The sequence below is a fragment of the Pseudomonas sp. NFX183 genome (genome assembly GCF_047943075.1).
GTDB lineage: Bacteria > Pseudomonadota > Gammaproteobacteria > Pseudomonadales > Pseudomonadaceae > Aquipseudomonas.
Genome location: NZ_CP181333.1, coordinates 2,923,581 through 2,942,995 on the forward strand (window position 1 = coordinate 2,923,581; position 19,415 = coordinate 2,942,995).

18 protein-coding genes are annotated in these 19,415 nt (G+C 60.4%); 13 read left to right on the forward strand and 5 right to left on the reverse strand.

Features of this window, described 5'->3' with window-relative positions; translation table 11 throughout:
• The first annotated feature begins 214 nt into the window (after positions 1-214).
• The 6 genes from ACM530_RS13510 to ACM530_RS13535 all read left to right on the forward strand — a co-directional run bounded on the left by ACM530_RS13510 (position 215) and on the right by ACM530_RS13535 (position 9,166).
• Positions 215-2,116 (forward strand): sigma-54-dependent Fis family transcriptional regulator, encoded by a 1,902-nt coding sequence (locus tag ACM530_RS13510; RefSeq protein WP_416364947.1) that lies wholly within the window; start codon positions 215-217, stop codon positions 2,114-2,116.
• A 392-nt stretch (positions 2,117-2,508) separates the two neighbouring features.
• Positions 2,509-5,523 (forward strand): hypothetical protein, encoded by a 3,015-nt coding sequence (locus ACM530_RS13515; protein ID WP_416364948.1) that lies wholly within the window; start codon positions 2,509-2,511, stop codon positions 5,521-5,523.
• A 195-nt stretch (positions 5,524-5,718) separates the two neighbouring features.
• A complete protein-coding gene (locus tag ACM530_RS13520; RefSeq protein ID WP_416364949.1) occupies positions 5,719-6,690 on the forward strand; it encodes a hypothetical protein in 972 nt (323 codons plus the stop codon).
• A 223-nt stretch (positions 6,691-6,913) separates the two neighbouring features.
• Positions 6,914-8,263 carry a UDP-N-acetylmuramate:L-alanyl-gamma-D-glutamyl-meso-diaminopimelate ligase gene (gene mpl / locus ACM530_RS13525; protein WP_416364950.1) on the forward strand — a complete coding sequence of 450 codons (1,350 nt, stop codon included), beginning with the start codon at positions 6,914-6,916 and terminating at the stop codon, positions 8,261-8,263.
• Positions 8,260-8,889, forward strand: a complete 630-nt coding sequence (ubiX, locus tag ACM530_RS13530) for a flavin prenyltransferase UbiX (protein ID WP_003219402.1) — start codon at positions 8,260-8,262, stop codon at positions 8,887-8,889. Before mpl ends, ubiX begins: the two co-directional genes overlap by 4 nt.
• Entirely contained in the window at positions 8,882-9,166 is a 285-nt protein-coding gene (locus ACM530_RS13535; RefSeq protein ID WP_145162504.1) for a YceK/YidQ family lipoprotein, read from the forward strand. Before ubiX ends, ACM530_RS13535 begins: the two co-directional genes overlap by 8 nt.
• Before the next feature lie 147 nt (positions 9,167-9,313).
• On the opposite strand, the gene ACM530_RS13540 is transcribed toward ACM530_RS13535, so the two are convergent.
• From ACM530_RS13540 to ACM530_RS13550, 3 genes are all read right to left on the reverse strand, one after another.
• The gene (locus ACM530_RS13540; RefSeq protein WP_106579386.1) at positions 9,314-9,955 is read right to left on the reverse strand and encodes an oxidoreductase; all 642 of its coding nucleotides are present in this window, start codon (positions 9,953-9,955) and stop codon (positions 9,314-9,316) included.
• 29 nt (positions 9,956-9,984) lie between these two features.
• Entirely contained in the window at positions 9,985-11,703 is a 1,719-nt protein-coding gene (locus ACM530_RS13545) for a C13 family peptidase (protein WP_145162501.1), read from the reverse strand.
• A 105-nt stretch (positions 11,704-11,808) separates the two neighbouring features.
• Positions 11,809-12,264 carry a MaoC family dehydratase gene (locus ACM530_RS13550; RefSeq protein ID WP_416364951.1) on the reverse strand — a complete coding sequence of 152 codons (456 nt, stop codon included), beginning with the start codon at positions 12,262-12,264 and terminating at the stop codon, positions 11,809-11,811.
• Positions 12,265-12,422: 158 nt separating this feature from the next.
• On the opposite strand from ACM530_RS13550, the gene ACM530_RS13555 reads away from it, so the two are divergent.
• The 3 genes from ACM530_RS13555 to ACM530_RS13565 are packed head-to-tail and all read left to right on the forward strand — an operon-like array spanning position 12,423 to position 14,105.
• Positions 12,423-12,776, forward strand: a complete 354-nt coding sequence (locus ACM530_RS13555; RefSeq protein ID WP_145162495.1) for a CidA/LrgA family protein — start codon at positions 12,423-12,425, stop codon at positions 12,774-12,776.
• Entirely contained in the window at positions 12,773-13,489 is a 717-nt protein-coding gene (locus tag ACM530_RS13560) for an LrgB family protein (protein WP_106579382.1), read from the forward strand. The genes ACM530_RS13555 and ACM530_RS13560 overlap by 4 nt, the downstream gene beginning before the upstream one ends.
• A 22-nt stretch (positions 13,490-13,511) precedes the next feature.
• A complete protein-coding gene (locus ACM530_RS13565) occupies positions 13,512-14,105 on the forward strand; it encodes an LON peptidase substrate-binding domain-containing protein (RefSeq protein WP_145162492.1) in 594 nt (197 codons plus the stop codon).
• Here the strand turns inward: ACM530_RS13565 and ACM530_RS13570 are convergent.
• Together ACM530_RS13570 and ACM530_RS13575 are read right to left on the reverse strand one after the other, a co-directional pair.
• Positions 14,099-15,415, reverse strand: coding sequence for a bifunctional DedA family/phosphatase PAP2 family protein (locus ACM530_RS13570; RefSeq protein ID WP_416364952.1), 1,317 nt, complete (start codon positions 15,413-15,415; stop codon positions 14,099-14,101). The genes ACM530_RS13565 and ACM530_RS13570 overlap by 7 nt on opposite strands.
• Before the next feature lie 178 nt (positions 15,416-15,593).
• Positions 15,594-16,277 (reverse strand): DNA-3-methyladenine glycosylase, encoded by a 684-nt coding sequence (locus ACM530_RS13575; RefSeq protein ID WP_416364953.1) that lies wholly within the window; start codon positions 16,275-16,277, stop codon positions 15,594-15,596.
• A gap of 174 nt (positions 16,278-16,451) precedes the next feature.
• Here ACM530_RS13575 and ACM530_RS13580 point away from each other — a divergent pair, with 174 nt between their 5' ends.
• From ACM530_RS13580 to rlmH, 4 genes are all read left to right on the forward strand, one after another.
• A complete protein-coding gene (locus tag ACM530_RS13580) occupies positions 16,452-17,717 on the forward strand; it encodes a glutamate-5-semialdehyde dehydrogenase (protein WP_369302441.1) in 1,266 nt (421 codons plus the stop codon).
• A complete protein-coding gene (nadD, locus tag ACM530_RS13585; protein WP_106579377.1) occupies positions 17,717-18,361 on the forward strand; it encodes a nicotinate-nucleotide adenylyltransferase in 645 nt (214 codons plus the stop codon). Before ACM530_RS13580 ends, nadD begins: the two co-directional genes overlap by 1 nt.
• Positions 18,362-18,430: 69 nt before the next feature.
• On the forward strand, positions 18,431-18,925 hold the full coding sequence (gene rsfS, locus ACM530_RS13590; RefSeq protein WP_003215432.1) for a ribosome silencing factor: 495 nt from the start codon (positions 18,431-18,433) through the stop codon (positions 18,923-18,925).
• Positions 18,926-18,934: 9 nt separating this feature from the next.
• Positions 18,935-19,402: a 23S rRNA (pseudouridine(1915)-N(3))-methyltransferase RlmH gene (rlmH, locus tag ACM530_RS13595; RefSeq protein WP_003176297.1), complete on the forward strand. Its 468-nt coding sequence runs from the start codon at positions 18,935-18,937 to the stop codon at positions 19,400-19,402.
• Positions 19,403-19,415: the final 13 nt, after the last annotated feature.

Consider the following 19,415-nt stretch of genomic DNA (forward strand, 5'->3'; position numbering starts at 1 on the left):
GCGTAGAGCAAAGGTCGGGCCACTGCTTTGCAGGCCAGGTAAATCAAGGGCTTGAGGTTTATTGCAAAGCGCTGCTGTGACAGGGCTGGTACAGGCGGGGTGACAGTCTGTGCCACAAACGGTACAGCCTGTGACCGGCGGGTCTGCCCGGGATTGCAATGCCTGGATGGCTGGGGGATGCTGGCTGTTCTCACGCAGAGAGAATAATAAGAACATGCAAAACGATCATTTCAGTCGCCATGCCCAGCAAGTCCTCACCGTCACCCGTGGGCAGGACCTTGCCCAAGGCCCCGGCAGCGACCCGTCCATCGCCCGCTCCTGGCTGCGTTGCCTGGAGGATTATCACCTCGACCCCGCGTTGAGCATCGCCCCCACCGTGCTCGAACATGGCCGCCTGCTGGAAAGCCGCGAACGCCTGCAGCAGGTGCTGCACATCGCCGGCAGCGAAATGAACAGCCTGCATCAGCAGCTTTCCGGCGCCGGCCATGCGGTATTGCTCACCGATGCGCGTGGGGTGATTCTCAACTGTGTGACGGCACCTTCGGAACGCAAGATTTTCGAGCGCGCCGGGCTGTGGCTGGGCGCCGACTGGAGTGAAGCGTGCGAAGGCACCAACGGCATCGGCACCTGCCTGGTGGAGCGCCAGTCCCTGACCATTCACCGTGATGAACATTTTCGCGGCCGCCACACCGGCCTGACCTGTTCGGCAAGCCCGGTGTTCGACCCTCAGGGTGAGCTGTTGGCCGTGCTGGACGTGTCGTCGGCGCGTGAAGCCGTGTCGCGTCAGAGCCAATTCCACACCATGGCGCTGGTGAACCTGTCAGCGAAGATGATCGAGAGTTGTTACTTCCTGCGTCATTTTGAAAACCAGTGGTTGCTGCGTTTTCACCTGCAGGCCGAATCCGTGGGGCTATTCAGTGAAGGGTTGCTGGCGTTCGATGGCGAAGGGCGGATCTGCGCCGTCAACCAAAGCGCGCTGAACCTGCTGGCACAGGCGCGTGGCGGTTTGCTGGGGCAACCGGTGGAAGCGTTTTTCGAGTGTTCCCTTGATCAACTGCTCGGCCGTGCCAGCGCCAACGCCACGGCCAGTTGGCCACTGCGTACCCGTGATGGCCGGCATTTATTCGCCGCATTACGCGGCCAGGCGCGCAGCGTACCGGCACCGCTGGCCAAGCCCGAGGCGCCGCGCCTGGCGGGCATCTGCCTGGGCGACCCGGTGCTGCAGAATGAGTTTCGCAAGGCGCTGCGGGTGTTCGAGCGCGACGTACCGTTGCTGATCAACGGTGAAACCGGTTCGGGCAAGGAAGTTTTCGCCAAGGCAGTGCATCAGGCCAGTCAGCGGGCTGACAAAGCCTTTGTCGCGCTCAACTGTGCCGCCATCCCTGAAAGCCTGATCGAAAGCGAGCTGTTCGGGTATCGCGGCGGCAGTTTTACCGGCGCGCTCAAGGAAGGCATGCGCGGCAAGTTACAGCAGGCCGACGGCGGCACCTTGTTTCTCGACGAGATCGGCGACATGCCCCTCGCATTGCAAACCCGTCTGCTGAGGGTGTTGGAAGACCGTCTGGTCGTGCCCATCGGCGGTGAGCCGCAAGCAATCAATGTGCGGATCATCAGCGCAACCCACCGTGATTTGTTGGCGCGCGTGGCCAGCGGCAGCTTTCGCGAAGATTTGTACTACCGCCTCAATGGCCTTGAAATTGACGTACCGCCTTTGCGTGAGCGCAGCGACAAAGCCCAATTGCTAGACTTTTTGCTCGCCGATGAGGCACCAGGGCAGGTCGTGTTGCTCGACCAGATAGCGCGCCAGGCGCTGCTGGACTTTGCCTGGCCGGGCAACGTGCGGCAGTTGCGCAACGTATTACGCACCTTGGCGGCGTTGTCCGAGGATGGGCGCATCAGGTTTGACGACTTGCCGCCAATCATTCGCCGGGCCCGCCCCGCCGTGGCCTCTGAACCCGTTCCCGGTCTTGCCTTGAACGATGCGGAGCGCGTGGCCTTGCTTGAAGCGTTGCAGCAACACCATTGGCACATGACCCACACCGCTGAGCATTTGGGGGTGAGCCGAAATACGCTTTACAGAAAGTTGCGCAAACACCGGATTGAACGAAGTTCTTGAGCTTAATCAGGCCATTAACGCCGGTTATGTGTTGCGTAATGTAGAGAGAGAAACAACCAGTAATTGACATATCCGAACGCAGACTTTTCGGCAGTTTGTTGTGATGTTTGTAGGCGGTTGCACCACTCAGTGCGTGAACAGTCAGCCAGACTGTTTTGCCTGCGAGGTGTTGAATGACTAATGTTTCGAAGTTTAGTCCACAGCCAATCTTTGCAACTCATGCAGCGGCGCCGGTCGTGAAGTCCGCCCCGGCGCCTGCCGATAACCCTGCCATTGGACAGGCACGCAGTGCCGCGTTGCCGGACAGCACCGAGTGCCGTGCCACGGGGGATGCCCAGTTGGCGAGGTTCTTCGCAAGCGCATTGGCCACGCGTTCCTACCAGACGTCAGGGATGTCGCCTGATATTCAAGTGCCCGCGGGGTCAACGCTTGGGCGTTGGCGCGCCCAGCTGGACAGCGCGTTCAAAGCCCCTGGGTTCCTCGCGTGGGCAAAAGGGCAGGGGCTTGATACGGCGGGCATGCAGCTGGACCCGGCACGCGGGGAGCTTGCCGGTATCGTCGACGGCAAGGTGCGGACTTTTACGCTGCGGGACGATTCGGGATGGTCCGATATTTCCCGAACACTGTTGTCGATTGCCAGGGTGATCGCGCCTCAACCCGGGCATGGGTTCAGTTACCCCTGGCCGGAAGGCAAAGTGCCGTTGTACACGGTGGGCCGGTTTTACAACCAGCCGATAGACCTCACGCCGGCGCAAGCGGCCTTGCACCGCAAGAAGCTGGCGAATAAGGCGCTGTTTGAATTCGCGCCCTCGGCTTATGCATCGCTGCGGTCTGCAGAGGCGTTGGCCCAGCAGCAGACGGCGCTGGGTGATGACGCTAACCGTCATGCGCTCATGACTGCGCTGAGGTCTCAGGCAGACGACGCCAACGGGAGCATCGACCTGAACCAGGTCATGCTCCAGATCGACCCGCGTTCCAGCCGATTTGCCAGCGAGCAGCGCCGCCAGATGAGCGTGGCGCAAATGCTCAGCCAGGATGGGCATAAAGTGCCCGTCAATAGTCAGCAGGCCCAGGGTTTGGCGCTGGCGTTATCCTTTGACCTTGCTCATCGGGCGCCGCGGGCGAACGCTGGCGGGGCAAGGCCGATCGCTGGTTTATTGAGCGCAACCTCACTGCGCAAGGTCCGCGCAACGGTAGTTCAATGGCACAAGGCCCAAGTAAACCACCGTTCAAATCCTCAAGCGGGTGCCGGCAGCTTATTACGGGGGTTGATCAGTGAGCTTCCGCAGGCCACCAGGGCGACGATGGCGAGCAACCCTGCGTCGGCATTGGACCAACTGATTCGATCACCCAAGGCGCGGGCCTTGGGTCAGGAGATACAAAAAAAGATCAAGGTGATCGAGACGCCCACCAGTGTCATTGAGAGTGTAAGTGTCGCCCTGGTGCAAGAGCTTGATCCTGGAATGGGCAATTCCTGCTTCAACCTGGCGGGCTACAACCTGTATCAAAGGGACAACGCAGGTTACTCACCGGCAACCATCGTCAAAAGTTTCATCACTCACCTTGAGCGTAAGGTCGGGGTTGAAGCGGCGCCTCTTGCTGCGCAGCTGTTATTAGCGGCAGCCGCCCCGGAGTTCCTGGTAAAAGACATCCCGCCTAACCTTGTTTACGGCTCTCATACATGGGCGAACTTTTCCATCGAAGTTTCACGTATAGAGCAACAAGTGCCTGGCGCTTCGGGGAACATGACGTTCAGCCAGGTCATGGCGTTTGGTGAAGCGCCACTTACGTCCCTGGAAAGCGAGGATCAGCTGAGCGCTGCGTCAGGCATTGCGATTATTACCTGGGGCCTGGCCAACGGTGTTATCGCGCATAAACCCGACCACAACTATACGTACACAGACGTCAAGCGTTCCCAAGAGGCGTTGAACAAACAACAAAAAGAGCTGGCATGGGCGCGTGATACCTTGTCAGCGCCTGCGACGACGCGAGAGCAGTTGGCGGCGGCTGAGTTGAAACGGGTGTTTCCTGAGTTGGACCCCACCCAAAAAGTATTGCAGGCACCGTGGGTCAAACATGACCCTGTTTCGCTGCTTGATGTCTATATGAGCGGGCCGATCAAGCCAGAGCGCTGGCGTTCGCTGAATAACAAAGCGCTGCCTTGGGCGGCAATAACGCCACGCCTTACTCAACTTGTTCCCGATATCAATCAGGTATTTTCTACAACGTTTGAGAACTATAAAGTGGCGCACGACAGTGCCTGGGCCATTCAGTTTAAGTATCAGCTTTCGCTTTTACCCAGGGAGGGTCAAGCGCGTATTGAACAGTCCGCGGTCAGTTTTATCGAGGTGTCTCGCCCCTTTCTCAATACAGCGCCCGCACCGTGGTTGTCCTGGAACAGTGTAGAGCCTGTATCAGGACTCTCCTTGCACGCCGATATCAAGCCCCGCACGCCGACAGCACAGGAGATAGAGGCACTCAAGGGCCGGCATGGTTTGCTCATGAAAGTAGCGGGGAGTGCGGGCCAGGCTAGCTACTACAGTTACTTCCCGGCATTGGGGCGGTTCGTCAAGGAAAGCGGGTTTCCGGGTGAACACACCAATGCTAACGATGGCGCTTATTTTGGCGGGAGCACCCAAGGCCGTGTTCCGGGCACGTACAACGTCTATACGCAATACGGCGCGACCCACCACGGGCCTGATCCCCTTGAACGCCCCGGTACATTACACGGGACGTATTTTTCCGCTAAAAGCGGTGCCCTTGGTATCACCGCAGCCAGCTTTTTTACCCGTGACTATGAGGCGCTAAAGTCCAAAGCGGCCGGCATGACAGCGATAGAAAAAGGAAAGCGCTACGACAAACAGTTGAAGGATTTTTTTCTTGGGCTTATCCCTTTCTACGACGGTATTCAGGACGCGATTAAGGGTGACGTATCGGGCGCGATCTTTAATATCGGCTTCGATATTTTAGGCTTTGCGCTTCCGGCGCTTAACACGGCTCGAAAAGCAGTCAAGGGCGGTCAGTCGCTCGGCAATGTCATCAAGAGTTCGATCTTTTCCGGTGTCGGCGCTTCGGTGGGCTATACCGATGCGGCCGATATTGCAAAAAACCTTAATCGAGGGGCGAGCGCTGGGTATAAAGATATCAAGTACGTGCTTGAACATGGCGACGAGGTGTTGTCCCGATTAAGAGGGCGCTGGCGCAGCTATGATGTGACAAAAGTTTATAAAGACGATGATATCGTTAAGGGGTTTCATCGCATGCAAAGCAATAATTCGTTGGCGCCTGTGGTTGCAGTTTTCAAGAAAGGTGCGTGGTACGCCTACAATATTCTCACTAATACGCCGTTTGGGCCTCAGTTGCTGCAGTTTGGCGTAGTGAGTGCGATAGCCCCTGCGGCCAAATAATTTAGCAGGTAGTTACATTGTGTTAAGTGATGGTCTCTTCGTATTTGAGAAGTTATGGCTGTGGGTAAGTGGCGTGCTAATTAATCGGTTGTATATTTATGGGCTCTGGTCGGAGCGTTATTAGTTGTTTTGCCACGTATTAAATGAAGGAAATGGATGACTTTCTAATGTTAATCAACCATTAGGTAAATCATTATGATGTTTTCAAATTCAATCTCGCGGCCATTGGCATTCTCAAAGATCGGCGATCTTTTCTCCACGGGTTTTAACAGGGTGGATGTCTCGGGTGTTCCTTCCGGTTCTACGCGAGTGAATGACGCGCCGAAACTGGAAGGCGGGGCAGGCAGTAAACCCGGGGCTGGCAATCAGGCCTATGATCAGCAGTTCGTGGACGCACACGTGAATGGCTTCAGCGCGCCAGGCCATGCGAGCGGTACCCGCACGCCGGGAGAGGCACCTGATACGCCTGACACACCGGAAATGGCTGATTATCACGCCAGGCATCAAAAAGAATGGCAAGCCCAGAAAGATGCTGGATTGCGAGATAAGTTGTTTGCGCAGCCGACGCCCGGTCGAGTAGAGGGCCAGGAAGTCGAACCGTTTTCTGCACAGGGCCTGGAAGAAAACGCAGTAGAGTTGGTGAAAGCCAGCAGTGCGAAAGCGGACCGCGCGCTTCCACTTCAGCGCAAGGACATTGCAAAAGTCGCCAGCATCACGGCAGCGGTCACAGTACCGCTGTCGACGGTTGGCGTGGTCGTCAGCGGAGCCATCCTGGAGGTTGTAAAACCCCTCATCAGTTCGACGCAGACGGCCGCCACCGAGCAAAGTGTTCAGGATGGGCGTTTGGTGGATCATAGTCAGAAGAGCGTATTCCTGTTGGCGAATACCTTGGCGGATCTTCGTTCCGAGCCGCATGTACAGCCAGGCTTGGAATGGGTAGCGAAAACAAATGAAGAGCGAATGGATTATCTCGAGGAGATGCTTGATTACATTGAGCCGGCATTTGCCAACGAAGCGCAGAAGCTGAGTATTTCCTTTCAGGCCGCCTCAACCGGGGCCGCAAAAGACGACATCAAAAGCCGGGCGCTTGGCTTGGAGTCCAGGATGGCGGCCCTTACCGCATTGATGGGGGCAATGAAAGTCAAGCATAGGGCCAGCGCCGCCTAGGTGAGCGCCGACGTTCCAGGCTCCGAGCCACGGAGCCAGCAATGAAAGAAGTGCTGTTGTGTTCGATGGGTTGCGTACTGGCAACCACAGCGTATGCGGCGGCACTTCTTTTTTGGTAAACGCACGTCGGGATTGACCCCCGTCAGCGCTGCACGCTGACAGCTAAAGAGTGCGATTTTCCCCTCCCTGCGCTAACCTGCCTCGATGTTTTACGAGGTCAACCATGCACATTCATATTCTCGGTATTTGCGGCACCTTCATGGGCTCGATGGCGGTTCTGGCCAAAGAACTGGGCCACCACGTCACCGGCTCCGACGCCAACGTTTACCCGCCCATGAGCACGCAACTGCAGGCCCAGGGTATCGAGTTGACCCAAGGCTACGATCCGTCGCAATTCGACCCGGTGCCAGACCTGGTGGTGATCGGCAACGCCATGGTGCGTGGCAACCCAGCGGTCGAGTACGTACTCAATAAAGGTTTGCCTTATGTCTCCGGCCCGCAGTGGCTGGCGGACCACGTGCTGCAAGGTCGCTGGGTACTCGCGGTGGCCGGCACTCACGGCAAGACCACCACCAGCAGCATGCTCGCCTGGGTGTTGGAACACGCCGGCATGAGCCCAGGCTTTTTGATTGGCGGTGTGCCGCAGAACTTCGCGGTGTCGGCGCGCCTGGGTGACACGCCGTTCTTTGTGATCGAGGCGGATGAATACGACAGCGCGTTCTTCGACAAACGCTCCAAGTTCGTCCATTACCGCCCGCGCACGGCGATCCTGAACAACCTTGAGTTCGATCACGCCGACATCTTCCCCGATCTGCCGGCCATCGAACGCCAGTTTCACCACTTGGTGCGCACCATTCCGAGCGAAGGCCTGGTCATCCATCCGACCACCGAGCCGGCGTTGCAGCGCGTGATCGACATGGGCTGCTGGACCCCGGTGCAAACCACCGGCGCGGGCGGGCAGTGGCAGGTCAAGCTGCTCAGCGAAGACGGTTCCAGATTTGAAGTGCTGTTTGAAGGGCAAGCCCAAGGCATCGTCGAGTGGGGCATGACTGGCCAGCACAACGTCGCCAACGCCTTGGTCACCCTGGCGGCCGCGCGACACGTGGGCGTGGTGCCCGCCATGGGCATCGCCGCGTTGAGTGCCTTCAAAAGCGTGAAACGCCGCATGGAGAAAGTCGCCGACGTCAACGGCATTACCATCTACGACGACTTTGCCCACCACCCGACGGCCATTGCCACCACGCTGGATGGCCTGCGCAAGCAGGTCGGCGATGCGCCGATCATTGCCATTGTCGAGCCGCGCTCCAACTCCATGAAGCTGGGCGCGCACCGCGATGGCCTGCCGGAAAGCGTCAACGACGCCGACCAAGTGGTCTGGTATGCGCCTGCCAACCTCGGCTGGGACTTGCCGGGCATTGCAGCGCTGTGCACCGTGCCTTCCACCGTCTGCGATTCCATCGAGGGCATCATTGAACACGTCAAGCATCAAGCCACGCCGGGCACCCACATCGTGGTGATGAGTAACGGTGGCTTCGGCGGTCTGCATGGCAAGCTGGCCGAGGCGCTGAAATGAGCGGCCCGGAACGCGTCACGCTGGCGATGACTGGTGCCTCCGGCGCGCCCTATGGCCTGCGCCTGCTCGATTGCCTGGTGCGCGAAGACCGCGAGGTGCATTTTTTGATCTCCAAGGCCGCGCAGTTGGTGTTGGCCACCGAAACTGATGTCGCGCTGCCGCCCAAAGTGCAAATGATGCAAGCCTTCCTCACCGAATACACGGGGGCGGCGGCAGGGCAGATCAAGGTTTACGGCAAAGAGGATTGGATGTCGCCCGTGGCCTCAGGCTCCGGAGCGCCGGCGGCGATGGTGGTGGTGCCGTGCTCTACCGGCACCTTGTCGGCGATTGCGACGGGCGCCTGCAACAACTTGATCGAGCGCGCAGCGGACGTGACCTTGAAGGAGCGCCGCCAGCTGATTCTGGTGCCGCGCGAGGCGCCGTATTCGAGTATCCATCTGGAGCACATGCTCAAGTTGTCGAACATGGGCGTGACCATCTTGCCGGCTTCGCCCGGCTTCTATCACCAGCCACAGACCATTGATGACCTGGTGGATTTTGTGGTCGCGCGGATTCTCAACCTGCTGAATATTCCCCAGGACATGCTGCCGCGTTGGGGCGAGCACCATTTGAGCAGCGATGAATAAGGCGCTGCTGGTGATGCTGGCGCTGCAACTGACAGGTTGCGCCACGGCGCGCACGCTCGACGCCGCGCAGCCTGGCGCGCCGGTGGTGTACGCCGGCACACGGCTGGATTTGTATGCGATTAACGGCGGCTGTTGCGCCAAGGACCGGTTTGGCGCTGAAGCGCCGAGCTACCCGCACATCGACCTGCCGGCCAGTGCGTTGCTCGACACGCTGCTGTTGCCGTTGTCGGCATTGACGGTATTGGGCGTGGGCTTCAATGCAACCGGTGGTCTGTAGCTCTGACCTCGCAGGCAACACAAAACCAATGTGGGAGCGGGCTTGCTCGCGAAGGCGGCGTGTCAGTCGATGCCTAAGTTGACTGGTCCACCGCCTTCGCGAGCAAGTCCGCTCCCACCGTTTGTTGCGTGCCAGAGCTCAATGACATTACTTGCCGAGTTTGCGTAGCTCATCCGACTCGACCACTCGCACCCCGTCCTGCTCTTCCAGCGCCAGGCGCCACATGGCCCGGGCCAGCTCGCAGACTTCAATGCCGTGGTACTTGCCTGGAATCAGCCGCGACAACGGCCCTGCGAGCTGTTCAGCCAAGCGTGGTTCCAGGCGCTCTCCCAGCAGCAGCGAAGGGCGCGCGATGGTCAGTTGCGGCCAGTCCTGAGCCTTCAACGCCTGCTCCATTTCGCCTTTGACGCGGTTGTAGAAGATCGAGGATTTCGGGTCGGCGCCAATTGCACTGATCACGATCAGGTGCCGCGCGCCCATTTCCCGAGCGCGCTTGGCGAAGGCCACCACCATGTCCAGATCGACGGCGCGAAAGGCCGCTTCGGAGCCAGCCTGTTTGATTGTGGTGCCCAGGCAGCAGAAGGCGATATCGACCTGGCCGCTCAGTTGCGGCAGCAACGCCACTGGATCACCCACCGGGTTTTCCAGGTGCGGGTGTTCAGCCAGCGGCTTGCGGCTAGGCGCCAGTACGCGGGTCACGGTAGGTTCGTTGAGCAGGCGGTCGAGCAGGTGTTCGCCGGTGAGGCCCGAGGCCCCGGCGAGCAAGATATGTTGTGGTGTCAGGTACATGGTGTTTCCCCCTTGTAACACGTTACAGCTTAGTTGCCTTTGGCTTCCTTGCTATTCATTGAGACGCTTTCGAGCGCCTTTCGTGCCTGCTGTTTACGTAATAACTGCCAGTGGGCGATCACGCCTTTGGGTGCCCAGATCTGCGGTTCGGACGCTTCGAAGTTATCCGCCTGTTCGCGCTCGGCCACGTGCATTTGTGCCAGTTTGAAAGCCTGCTGTAAGTCATCTGTCTGGTTTAAAGCTTGTGCGAAAAGGGCATCGCCAAAGTAGGTGAAGTCCGCTTCCTCGGAGCAGCCAAAGGACACGCGATCGGCACGCGAGGCGGTCATGATCAGCGTGCGCTCATCTTTGAGCGCCGGGATAAACCCACCGGAGTAGCAGGCGGAAATCACGATGACCTTGTCGCGGTTTTTCAGGGGGGCGAGCACGGCGGCCAGTTCATCGGCCGGCAGGTCGGCCAGTTCCATGCGCGGTTGGTCGAGCACCAGTTCGTGCTCGTGGGTGCCATGGCTGGTCATGTAGATAAACACCAGGTCTTCCGGCCCTGTGCGCTCGGCAAGGGTTTGCACGGCGCGGCGCAGGCTTTCGCGCGTGGCCAGAGGGCGGTCGGCAATATGGTCACGGTGGTTGACCAGGCGAATCTGCCCGCGCGCGCCGAAACGGGTGGCGAGCATGTTGCTCACGTAATCGGCTTCGCGCAGGAACACGCTTTGCTTGCCGTCGCCGGCCAGCACCAGGGTGTACAGCTCGACGGCGGGGGTGGAGGCGGGCACGGCGGCGAGGGCGGCATCGAGCAAGCGGCCTTGGGCCAGTATGCCGATTTCCAGCGGGTCGGGCAGCAGCTTGCCGTCGGCGTCGCGCACGCGCATGCCGTTGACCCAGGTGCCGGCCTCTACGGTGCCATCGGTGAGCACGAGGGTGCCCTTGCCTTGATAGCTGTCGCTGTCGAAGCCCCCGATATAGAAGCTGCCGTCGGTGAGGTTCAAGCGGCCTTCGCCGGTGAAGCGCCAGTCGCTGAACTGGCCGACATAGTGGCTGCCGTCCACGCCGATCAGCTCGCCTTTGCCGCTGAGGGCGCCTTCCTTGAACTGGCCGATCCACACGTCGCCGTCGGCGTTTTCATAGCGGCCTTTGCCGTTGAGCTGGTTCTGTTTGAACTGGCCGACATAGATGTCGCCGTCGGCGCTGTTGAACGTGCCATTGCCTTCGAGTTGGCCATCGACAAAGTGACCGCTGAACTGGTTGCCACTGTCGTCGTTACGCTGGCCTTCGCCATTCGGTTTGCCGTGGGCGAACTGGCCCTGGTATTGGCTGCCGTCGGCCAGCTCGAGGCGGCCAAGGCCGGAATATTGATCGTCCTTGAATTCGCCGCGATAGGTCATTTGGCCCTCTTTGAGGGTGCCCTCGCCGTTGCGCCGGCCATTCTTGAAACCACCGACGTAACTGCTGCCCGCCGTGGTCAGGCTGCCCTGGCCATCGAACAGGCCTTGCTTGAACTGACCTTTATAGACCTCGCCGTTACTGCCATGCCATTCACCCTGGCCGTGCCATTGGCCTTTGTCGAACTGGCCGGCGTACCAACTGCCGTTGGGGTAGTCGACCCGGCCTTGACCTTGAAGCAAACCATTGACCACATCGCCCCGGTAACGGCCGCCGTCGGGCAGGCGCGCATCGGGCGGCAACAGCGATTCGCCGTCTCCGCAAGCGGTGAGCAACAGGGCAAGGGCAAGGGGAGCGAGTGGGCGCATAGCGGGATCCGGATAATTGAGCGCCGAGTATGCCGCAGCTGCGAGTTTCATACATAAATTTACATACGCTGTGGTGAGGTTTATATCCCCACCACAGGCGCGGGCTTACACGAAGTAGAGCGACAACGACTCGGCGACGTAAGCCGGTTTTTCCTGCCCTTCGATTTCCAGGGTGGCGGTGGCTTTGAGTAGCCATTGGCCAGGCTTTTTCTCGGTGACGTCATTGAGCGTCACGTTCAGGCGCACCTTGGAGTTGACCTTGACCGGCTGGATGAAGCGTACGCTGTCCAGGCCATAGTTGACCGCCATCTTCAGGCCCTCAGGCACGATCAGAAGGTCTTCCATCAGCTTGGGTATCAGCGACAGCGACAGGAAACCGTGGGCGATGGTGCCGCCGAACGGGGTCTGCGCGGCCTTGACCGGGTCGACGTGGATGAACTGATGATCGCCGGTGGCCTCCGCAAACAGGTTGATACGCGCCTGGTCGATGGTGAGCCATTCGGAATGTCCCAGTTCCTTGCCGACATAATCTTTGAGCTGCGCTACGGGTACATAGGGCATTGCGACTCTCCTTGGTTCATCGTTTTTATAGGTGGGCCAAATCCAGGGTAGATCATCATGGGCAACCCACCCGGTCAACCCTCCATGCTTTTGGCGAATGCCGAAGCATAGAGCCGGCGTGCTTATAATGCGGGCGGGTTTTGAGGGGGAGATAAGCGATGCTGTTAAGGGGCCTGACATGGCTGGTGCTGTTTCAATTGATCGGCACCGCGATCAACCATTTGCTGGTGCCGGTGCTGCCTGGGCCGATCATCGGCTTGCTGCTGATGCTGGGCTTTCTGATCTGGCGCGGTGAAGTCGGCGAGCCCTTGAGCCTGGCCGCCAGCAGCCTGTTGCGTTATTTGCCATTGCTGCTGGTGCCGCCGGCCGTGGGCGTGATGGTGTACGCCAGGGACATCGCCGCCGACTTCTGGGCTATCGTCGGCGCACTGGTGTTGTCGTTGGTGATCGCCATGGGCTTTGTCGGTGTGCTGATGCAGCAGATGGTCAAACGCAAGGAGAAGGATCAATGACCTTCGATTGGCAAGGCGCATGGACGGCGGTCATTCATCACCCTCTGTTCGGCATCGGTATCACCCTTGGCGCCTATCAACTGGTGTTGGCGGCTTTCGAGAAAACCCGCTGGATCTTCCTGCAGCCGGTGCTGGTGTCCATGCTGCTGGTGATCGGCGTATTGCTCAGTTGTGGCCTGACTTACGTCGAGTACCGCAAAAGCACCGAGATCATGGGCATCCTGCTCGGCCCGGCGACCGTGGCCCTGGCGGTGCCGCTGTTTCTGAACCTGCGGCGGATCCGCCAATTGTTCTGGCCGATTTTTACTACGCTGGTGGTAGGGGGCGTGTTGGCCACTGGTCTGTGTGTGCTGCTGGGCTGGTGGTTTGGCGCTGAGCATAGGATGCTGATGACCATGGCGCCCAAGTCGGTGACCTCGCCGATTGCCATGCTGGTGGCCGAGCAGATCGGTGGCGTGGCGGCCCTGGCGGCGGTGTTTGTGTTGATCACCGGAGTGGTCGGCGCGATGATCGGCCCGGCGTACCTGTCGCGCCTGGGCGTGCACAGCCCCGAAGCGCGCGGCATGGCCCTGGGCATGACCGCCCATGCGGTCGGCACCTCGGTCGCGCTGCAGGAAAGCGAAGAGTGCGGCGCCTTCGCGGCGTTGGCCATGAGTCTGATGGGCGTGGCTACGGCGGTGTTCCTGCCGCTGGCCGTGTCCGTGATCGTTTAAACCGGGTTTGAAGGAAACCTCTATGAGTCTGGCGCTGTTCCCGCTCAATACCGTGCTGTTCCCTGGCTGCACCCTCGATTTGCAACTGTTCGAGGCGCGCTACCTGGACATGATCAGCCGCTGCATGAAAAAGGGCGAAAGCTTCGGCGTGGTGTGCATCTTAAGCGGCAGGGAAGTGGGCATGGCCCCGGACGGCTACGCGCTGATCGGCTGTGAAGCGCTGATTCGCGACTTCAAGCAACAGGACAACGGCCTGCTGGGAATTCGCGTCGAAGGCGGGCGCAGGTTCCGCGTGCGTGATACCGGCGTGCAGAAGGACCAGCTACTGGTCGCCGAGGTGCAGTGGCTCGAAGAGCTGCCGGATCAACCGCTGGAAGAAGAGGACGCCGACCTGCTGGCATTGCTCCAGGCGCTGGCTGAGCATCCGATGGTTGCCTCGCTGGACATGGGCACCCACGCCGATGGCCAGCAAGCCTTGGGTAACCAGCTGGCCTATCTGCTGCCGTTCACCGAGGCCGACAAGATCGACCTGCTGCAACTCGACGACCCGCAGCAACGCCTGGATGCCATCCAGATGTTGCTCGACGAGTTGCAGGGCGAGCTCTTCACTCAGTAGGCGTAGCGCAGCAGGGCGTGGGGGGTGCCGGTCAGGGCGATAAAACTCATGAGCGCCACCAGCACCGGCAGCAGCAGCCACCAGGTCTTGCGCGGCATGGCCGGCAGCGGGCTTTGATACTGGGTGACGGTCAGGCTGAACGCACACACCGTCATCGCCAGCAACGTGCCGGCCAGGATGTCCGTGGGCCAATGCGCGCCGAGATAGACGCGCGACAGCGCAATGAAGGCCGCCGGAATACAGCCCAGCAGCATCCAGGTCAGGCGCAATCTTGTGGGTTGGCCGCGACCGGCCAGTACCGCCAGCGCCAGGAAAAACGCAAATGCGCCGGAGGCGTGGCCGCTGGGCATGCTGAAACTGGTCAGCGGGTCGGTGAGGATTTCCGGCCGGCCACGGGCGAAAAACAGCTTGGTGCCGGTGTTGATCACCGCCGCGCCGGCCAGCGTCGCGCCGACGAATACCGCATGACGCCACTGCCGAGCCAGCAGCAACAAACCGGTGAAGATGGCGCTGGCGACAAACATCTTCCTGAACTCACCCAGCTGGGTGATCCGCACCATCACCTCGTCCAGCCATAGGCTACGGTGTTCCTGCACCAGTGCGCTCAACCCTTGATCAAAGTCATTGAGGTGCGGGTAGCCAATGAACAGGGCGACCAATAGCGTCAGGCTGGCGCAACCCATCCACAAAGTGGCGCGACGATGGCCGCGCAGGCTGCTGTTCAAGCTCAGGCCCAGCAACACCGCCAGGCAGGCCGCGACGATACCTGCCTGCGGCCAGAAAGCGGCCGGCAGTGGCAGGCGAAAGGCCGCGCCGGTGGCCCAGCCCGGCAGCAGATAGGCCACTGACCAGCCGGCCGCCGCCAACACGCTCACGGCGGCAAAGCGCGGGAAGGGCATGTCGCACATCCCGGCCACCATCGGCAGCATCGGGCGCAACGGGCCGATGAAACGTCCTACCAACAGGCTGGCGATGCCGTACTTGTGGAAGTAGGTTTCTGCGCCGTTCATCCATTCAGGATGGTGGCGCAGGCCTGGCAAGCGTCGGATGTTCTGATGGAAATGTCGGCCCAGGTAGTAGGAAACCCCGTCGCCCAGCAAGCCGCCGAGGAAACCCAGCAACAGGGTTTCACTCAAGGACAGCGCGCCACTGCCGGCGAGCGCCGCAATGGCAAACAGCAGCACAGTGCCCGGCACGATCAGCCCGGCGATGGCCAGGCATTCCACGCACGCGACGATAAACACCGCGACGGCCAGCCATTGCGGGTTCAGGGTCAGCCAGCCGGTAATGCTATCGAGCCATTGGCCCATACAATCAACTCCATATCTGTATTGCGAAGCCTGAGACAGTGAAGATCAATTGTGGGAGCGGGCTTGCCTGCGATGGCGGCCTCAAGACGACCATAGAGTCGCCTGGGCCACCGCTATCGCAGGCAAGCCAGCTCCCACATTGGAATTGCTGTGCTGCGGGTTTCTACGTTCAATCAATTCAAATCAAAAAATAATCGCGGCCTTCGACCTGGCCCCGGCGCAGTGGGTTCCGGGTGCAATACGGTGCATAGCCGGCATCGACGAAGCGGTACATCAAATGTTCATCGCGCCCGCTGGGGATGCCCAGGCGCGTGGTCTGGATGATCTGCGACGGTGCCTGGCCGACGTCTTCAACGTAGAGCAGTTCCTGGTCAAAACGCTTGGCATCCCACATCGGCACTTTCAATCCCAAGGCTTTGCACAGCAGCGTCTGGCCCGCACAGAGTTTCTGCGTGGGGCGAGGGTGGCCGTTGGCGTCGGGGTTGTTGAGCAGCATCTGCGCCAGGCTCGCCGGGCCGGAGATGTCATCGACCCACGGATACGCCGATTTGATCAGCACGGCATTGCCTGGGCCCTGGGCGCTGAAGTTCAGCGAATCACCGCCACGGGCGTAGTACATGTAGATGTGCCCGCCATCCAGAAACAAAGCCTTACGCTTTTCTGTGTAGCCGAGCGACGCGTGACTGCCTTTTTCGGCCACGTAATAGGCTTCGGTTTCAATAATTCGCGCTGAAAGCCAGATATCGCCCACGCGGTGGCGTATGACTTTTCCGAGTAATTCGCGCGCGAGGATTTGCGCGTCACGGTCGAAGAAGCTGTCGGGCAGGGCGCTGGCGGGGAGCAGAGGGGCAAAACTGGACATGGCGATCAGGGTTAATGCGGCTAAATGTGACGGAATAATAACAACTCCCACCTTAATTACCGCTGAACCCCAAGTTTTTACAGTTCATTTCGACCATCCGCCCCTCACCGCTGTCAGTCGGGCGGCGTCACAGCTATAATCTGCCGCTTTCCTCTTTGCCAAGACTCCCTGACCATGACTGAGTCCGTTCTTGACTACATGACCCGCCTGGGTCGCGCTGCCCGGCAGGCCTCGCGGTTGATCGCCCGTGCGAGCACTGCGCAGAAGAACCGTGCCCTGTTGGCCGCCGCCGATGCTCTGGATGCTTCGCGCTCCGAGCTGGCCGCCGCCAATGAACTGGACCTGGCCAATGGCCGCGCCAATGGCCTGGAGCCAGCCCTGCTCGACCGCCTGGCGCTGACCCCGGCGCGTATCGACGACATGATCGAAGGCCTGCGTCAGGTGGCCAAGCTGCCTGACCCCATCGGTGAAATCCGCGACATGCGTTACCTGCCGTCCGGTATCCAGGTTGGCAAAATGCGCGTGCCCCTGGGCGTGATCGGCATCATCTATGAGTCGCGCCCGAACGTGACCATCGACGCCGCGAGCCTGTGCCTCAAGTCGGGCAACGCTACGATCCTGCGTGGCGGTTCCGAGGCGATTAATTCCAACCGCGCCATCGCCGCCTGTATTCAGCAGGGCCTGGCCGTGGCCGAGCTGCCGGCCGAAGTGGTGCAAGTGGTGGAAACCACCGACCGCGCCGCCGTTGGCGCGCTGATCACCATGCCGGAATTTGTCGACGTGATCGTGCCGCGCGGTGGCAAGAGCCTGATCGAGCGCGTGAGCCGCGATGCCAAGGTGCCAGTGATCAAGCACCTGGACGGCGTGTGCCATGTGTACATCGACATCGCCGCCGACATCGACAAGGCGATCCGCATCGCCGACAACGCCAAGACCCACCGCTATGCCCCGTGCAACACCATGGAAACCCTGCTGGTGCACGTCGGCATTGCCGATCGCGTGCTGCCGCCGCTGGCTGCCATCTACCGTGACAAGGGCGTGGAACTGCGCGGTTGTGAGCGTACCCGTGCGCTGTTGGGCGCGGACGTGATCGAGGCGACAGAGCAGGACTGGTACACCGAGTACACGGCGCCGATCCTGTCGATCCGCATCGTCGACGACCTGGACCAGGCCATCGAGCACATCAATAAATACGGCTCCAAGCACACCGATGCCATTGTTTCCGAGCATTTCAGCGATGCCCGGCGTTTCCTCAACGAAGTGGATTCCGCTTCGGTGATGGTCAACGCCTCGACGCGTTTTGCCGACGGCTTCGAATATGGCCTGGGGGCGGAAATCGGCATCTCCACCGACAAGCTCCACGCACGCGGCCCGGTTGGCCTTGAAGGCCTGACCAGCGAGAAATACGTGGTGTTCGGCGACGGTCACGTGCGCACTTGATGGCTAAACGCATCGGGCTGCTCGGCGGTACCTTCGACCCCGTGCACATCGGCCATTTGCGCAGTGCCCTGGAAGTGGCGGACGCCCTCGCGCTGGATGAGCTGCGGGTGATGCCCAACGCGCGGCCGCCGCATCGCGATACGCCGCAGGTATCACCGCAACAACGCCTGGAGATGGTGCGCCTGGCGGTAGACGGCATTGCGCCGCTGGTGGTGGACGACCACGAGCTCAAGCGCGATAAACCGTCCTACACTGTCGATACCCTGGAACTGATGCGTGCCGAGTTGGCCGCAGACGACCAGTTGTTTCTGCTTTTGGGCTGGGACGCATTTTGCGGCCTGCCCTCTTGGCATCGCTGGGAGGAACTCCTCCAGCATTGCCACATCCTGGTTTTGCAACGCCCGGATGCCGACAGCGAACCGCCGGATGCCTTGCGCAACCTGCTGGCCGCGCGGTCGGTAAGTGACCCCTTGGCCCTGACCGGGCCAAACGGGAATATTGCATTCGTCTGGCAGACCCCGCTTGCGGTGTCCGCCACCCAGATCCGTCAACTGCTGGCCAGCGGGAAGTCGGTACGTTTCCTGGTGCCTGACGCGGTCCTGGCCTACATCGATGCGCACGGGCTTTACCGTGCGTCGAACTGAAAAGGCGCGTTTGATCGCACGCACAGTCGTGCAGCAAGCGCCCGAACATACGAGCAAAACGAGTTTTATATGACGAACAAAGACGTAAGCAAAGTTAAGCGCAAAGGCACTTTCAAAAGCGCCCCGCTGCCAGTTGAAGCGCACACCGGCCCTGAGCTGGCTGGCGAAGAGCTGGTAAAAGTCGCCGTGGCGGCCCTGGAAGACGTTAAGGCCCAGGACATCCAGGTGCTGGACGTGCGCGACAAGCAAAGCATCACCGATTTCATGATCATCGCCACCGGTACCTCCAACCGCCAGATCGGCGCGATGCTCGACAAGGTTCGCGAAGCCGTCAAAGCCCAGGGCGTGAAGCCGCTGGGTGAAGAAGGCAAGGGCGACAGCGACTGGGTGCTGCTGGACATGGACGACGTGATTGTTCACATGATGACGTCCAACGCCCGCCAGTTCTACGACCTGGAGCGTCTGTGGAAAGGCGCCGAGCAGAGCCGTGCCGCTGATGGCAAGCACCACAGCCCGGAAGTGGGCCACGCGCACTTCGACAAGCTCAACAAAGACCAGGAATAAGGAACGGCTGTGCGCCTGCGTCTGATCGCTGTCGGTTCACGCATGCCCAAGTGGGTGGAAGAAGGTTGGCACGAATATGCCAAGCGTCTGCCCGCTGAGCTGTCGCTGGAACTGGTGGAAATACCGCTCAACACCCGGGGCAAGAATGCCGACGTGGCGCGCTTTATCCGTCAGGAAGGCGAAGCCATGCTGGCCAAGGTCGGCCCCAACGAGCGCATCGTCACCCTCGAGGTGCACGGCAAACCCTGGAGCACCGAGCAATTGGCGGTGGAGCTGGATCGCTGGCGCCTGGATTCGCGCACGGTCAACTTCATGGTCGGCGGCCCCGAAGGGCTGGCGCCGGAAGTCTGTGCGCGGGCGGACCAGCGTTGGTCGCTGTCAGCGCTGACGCTGCCGCACCCGTTGGTAAGGATTCTGATCGGTGAACAGCTGTATCGCGCCTGGACAGTTCTGTCCGGGCACCCTTACCACAAATAATCTGCGCCCCTGC

Bases quoted from the DNA above. Each gene is read 5' to 3' on its own strand.
- ACM530_RS13540 (WP_106579386.1), bottom strand. From the start codon at position 9,955: ATGTACCTGACACCACAACATATCTTGCTCGCCGGGGCCTCGGGCCTC.
- mpl (WP_416364950.1), top strand. From the start codon at position 6,914: ATGCACATTCATATTCTCGGTATTTGCGGCACCTTCATGGGCTCGATG.
- ACM530_RS13520 (WP_416364949.1), top strand. From the start codon at position 5,719: ATGATGTTTTCAAATTCAATCTCGCGGCCATTGGCATTCTCAAAGATC.
- ACM530_RS13580 (WP_369302441.1), top strand. From the start codon at position 16,452: ATGACTGAGTCCGTTCTTGACTACATGACCCGCCTGGGTCGCGCTGCC.
- ACM530_RS13565 (WP_145162492.1), top strand. From the start codon at position 13,512: ATGAGTCTGGCGCTGTTCCCGCTCAATACCGTGCTGTTCCCTGGCTGC.
- ACM530_RS13560 (WP_106579382.1), top strand. From the start codon at position 12,773: ATGACCTTCGATTGGCAAGGCGCATGGACGGCGGTCATTCATCACCCT.
- ACM530_RS13570 (WP_416364952.1), bottom strand. From the start codon at position 15,415: ATGGGCCAATGGCTCGATAGCATTACCGGCTGGCTGACCCTGAACCCG.
- ACM530_RS13555 (WP_145162495.1), top strand. From the start codon at position 12,423: ATGCTGTTAAGGGGCCTGACATGGCTGGTGCTGTTTCAATTGATCGGC.
- ubiX (WP_003219402.1), top strand. From the start codon at position 8,260: ATGAGCGGCCCGGAACGCGTCACGCTGGCGATGACTGGTGCCTCCGGC.
- ACM530_RS13515 (WP_416364948.1), top strand. From the start codon at position 2,509: ATGTCGCCTGATATTCAAGTGCCCGCGGGGTCAACGCTTGGGCGTTGG.
- ACM530_RS13535 (WP_145162504.1), top strand. From the start codon at position 8,882: ATGAATAAGGCGCTGCTGGTGATGCTGGCGCTGCAACTGACAGGTTGC.
- ACM530_RS13545 (WP_145162501.1), bottom strand. From the start codon at position 11,703: ATGCGCCCACTCGCTCCCCTTGCCCTTGCCCTGTTGCTCACCGCTTGC.
- rsfS (WP_003215432.1), top strand. From the start codon at position 18,431: ATGACGAACAAAGACGTAAGCAAAGTTAAGCGCAAAGGCACTTTCAAA.
- ACM530_RS13550 (WP_416364951.1), bottom strand. From the start codon at position 12,264: ATGCCCTATGTACCCGTAGCGCAGCTCAAAGATTATGTCGGCAAGGAA.
- nadD (WP_106579377.1), top strand. From the start codon at position 17,717: ATGGCTAAACGCATCGGGCTGCTCGGCGGTACCTTCGACCCCGTGCAC.
- ACM530_RS13575 (WP_416364953.1), bottom strand. From the start codon at position 16,277: ATGTCCAGTTTTGCCCCTCTGCTCCCCGCCAGCGCCCTGCCCGACAGC.
- ACM530_RS13510 (WP_416364947.1), top strand. From the start codon at position 215: ATGCAAAACGATCATTTCAGTCGCCATGCCCAGCAAGTCCTCACCGTC.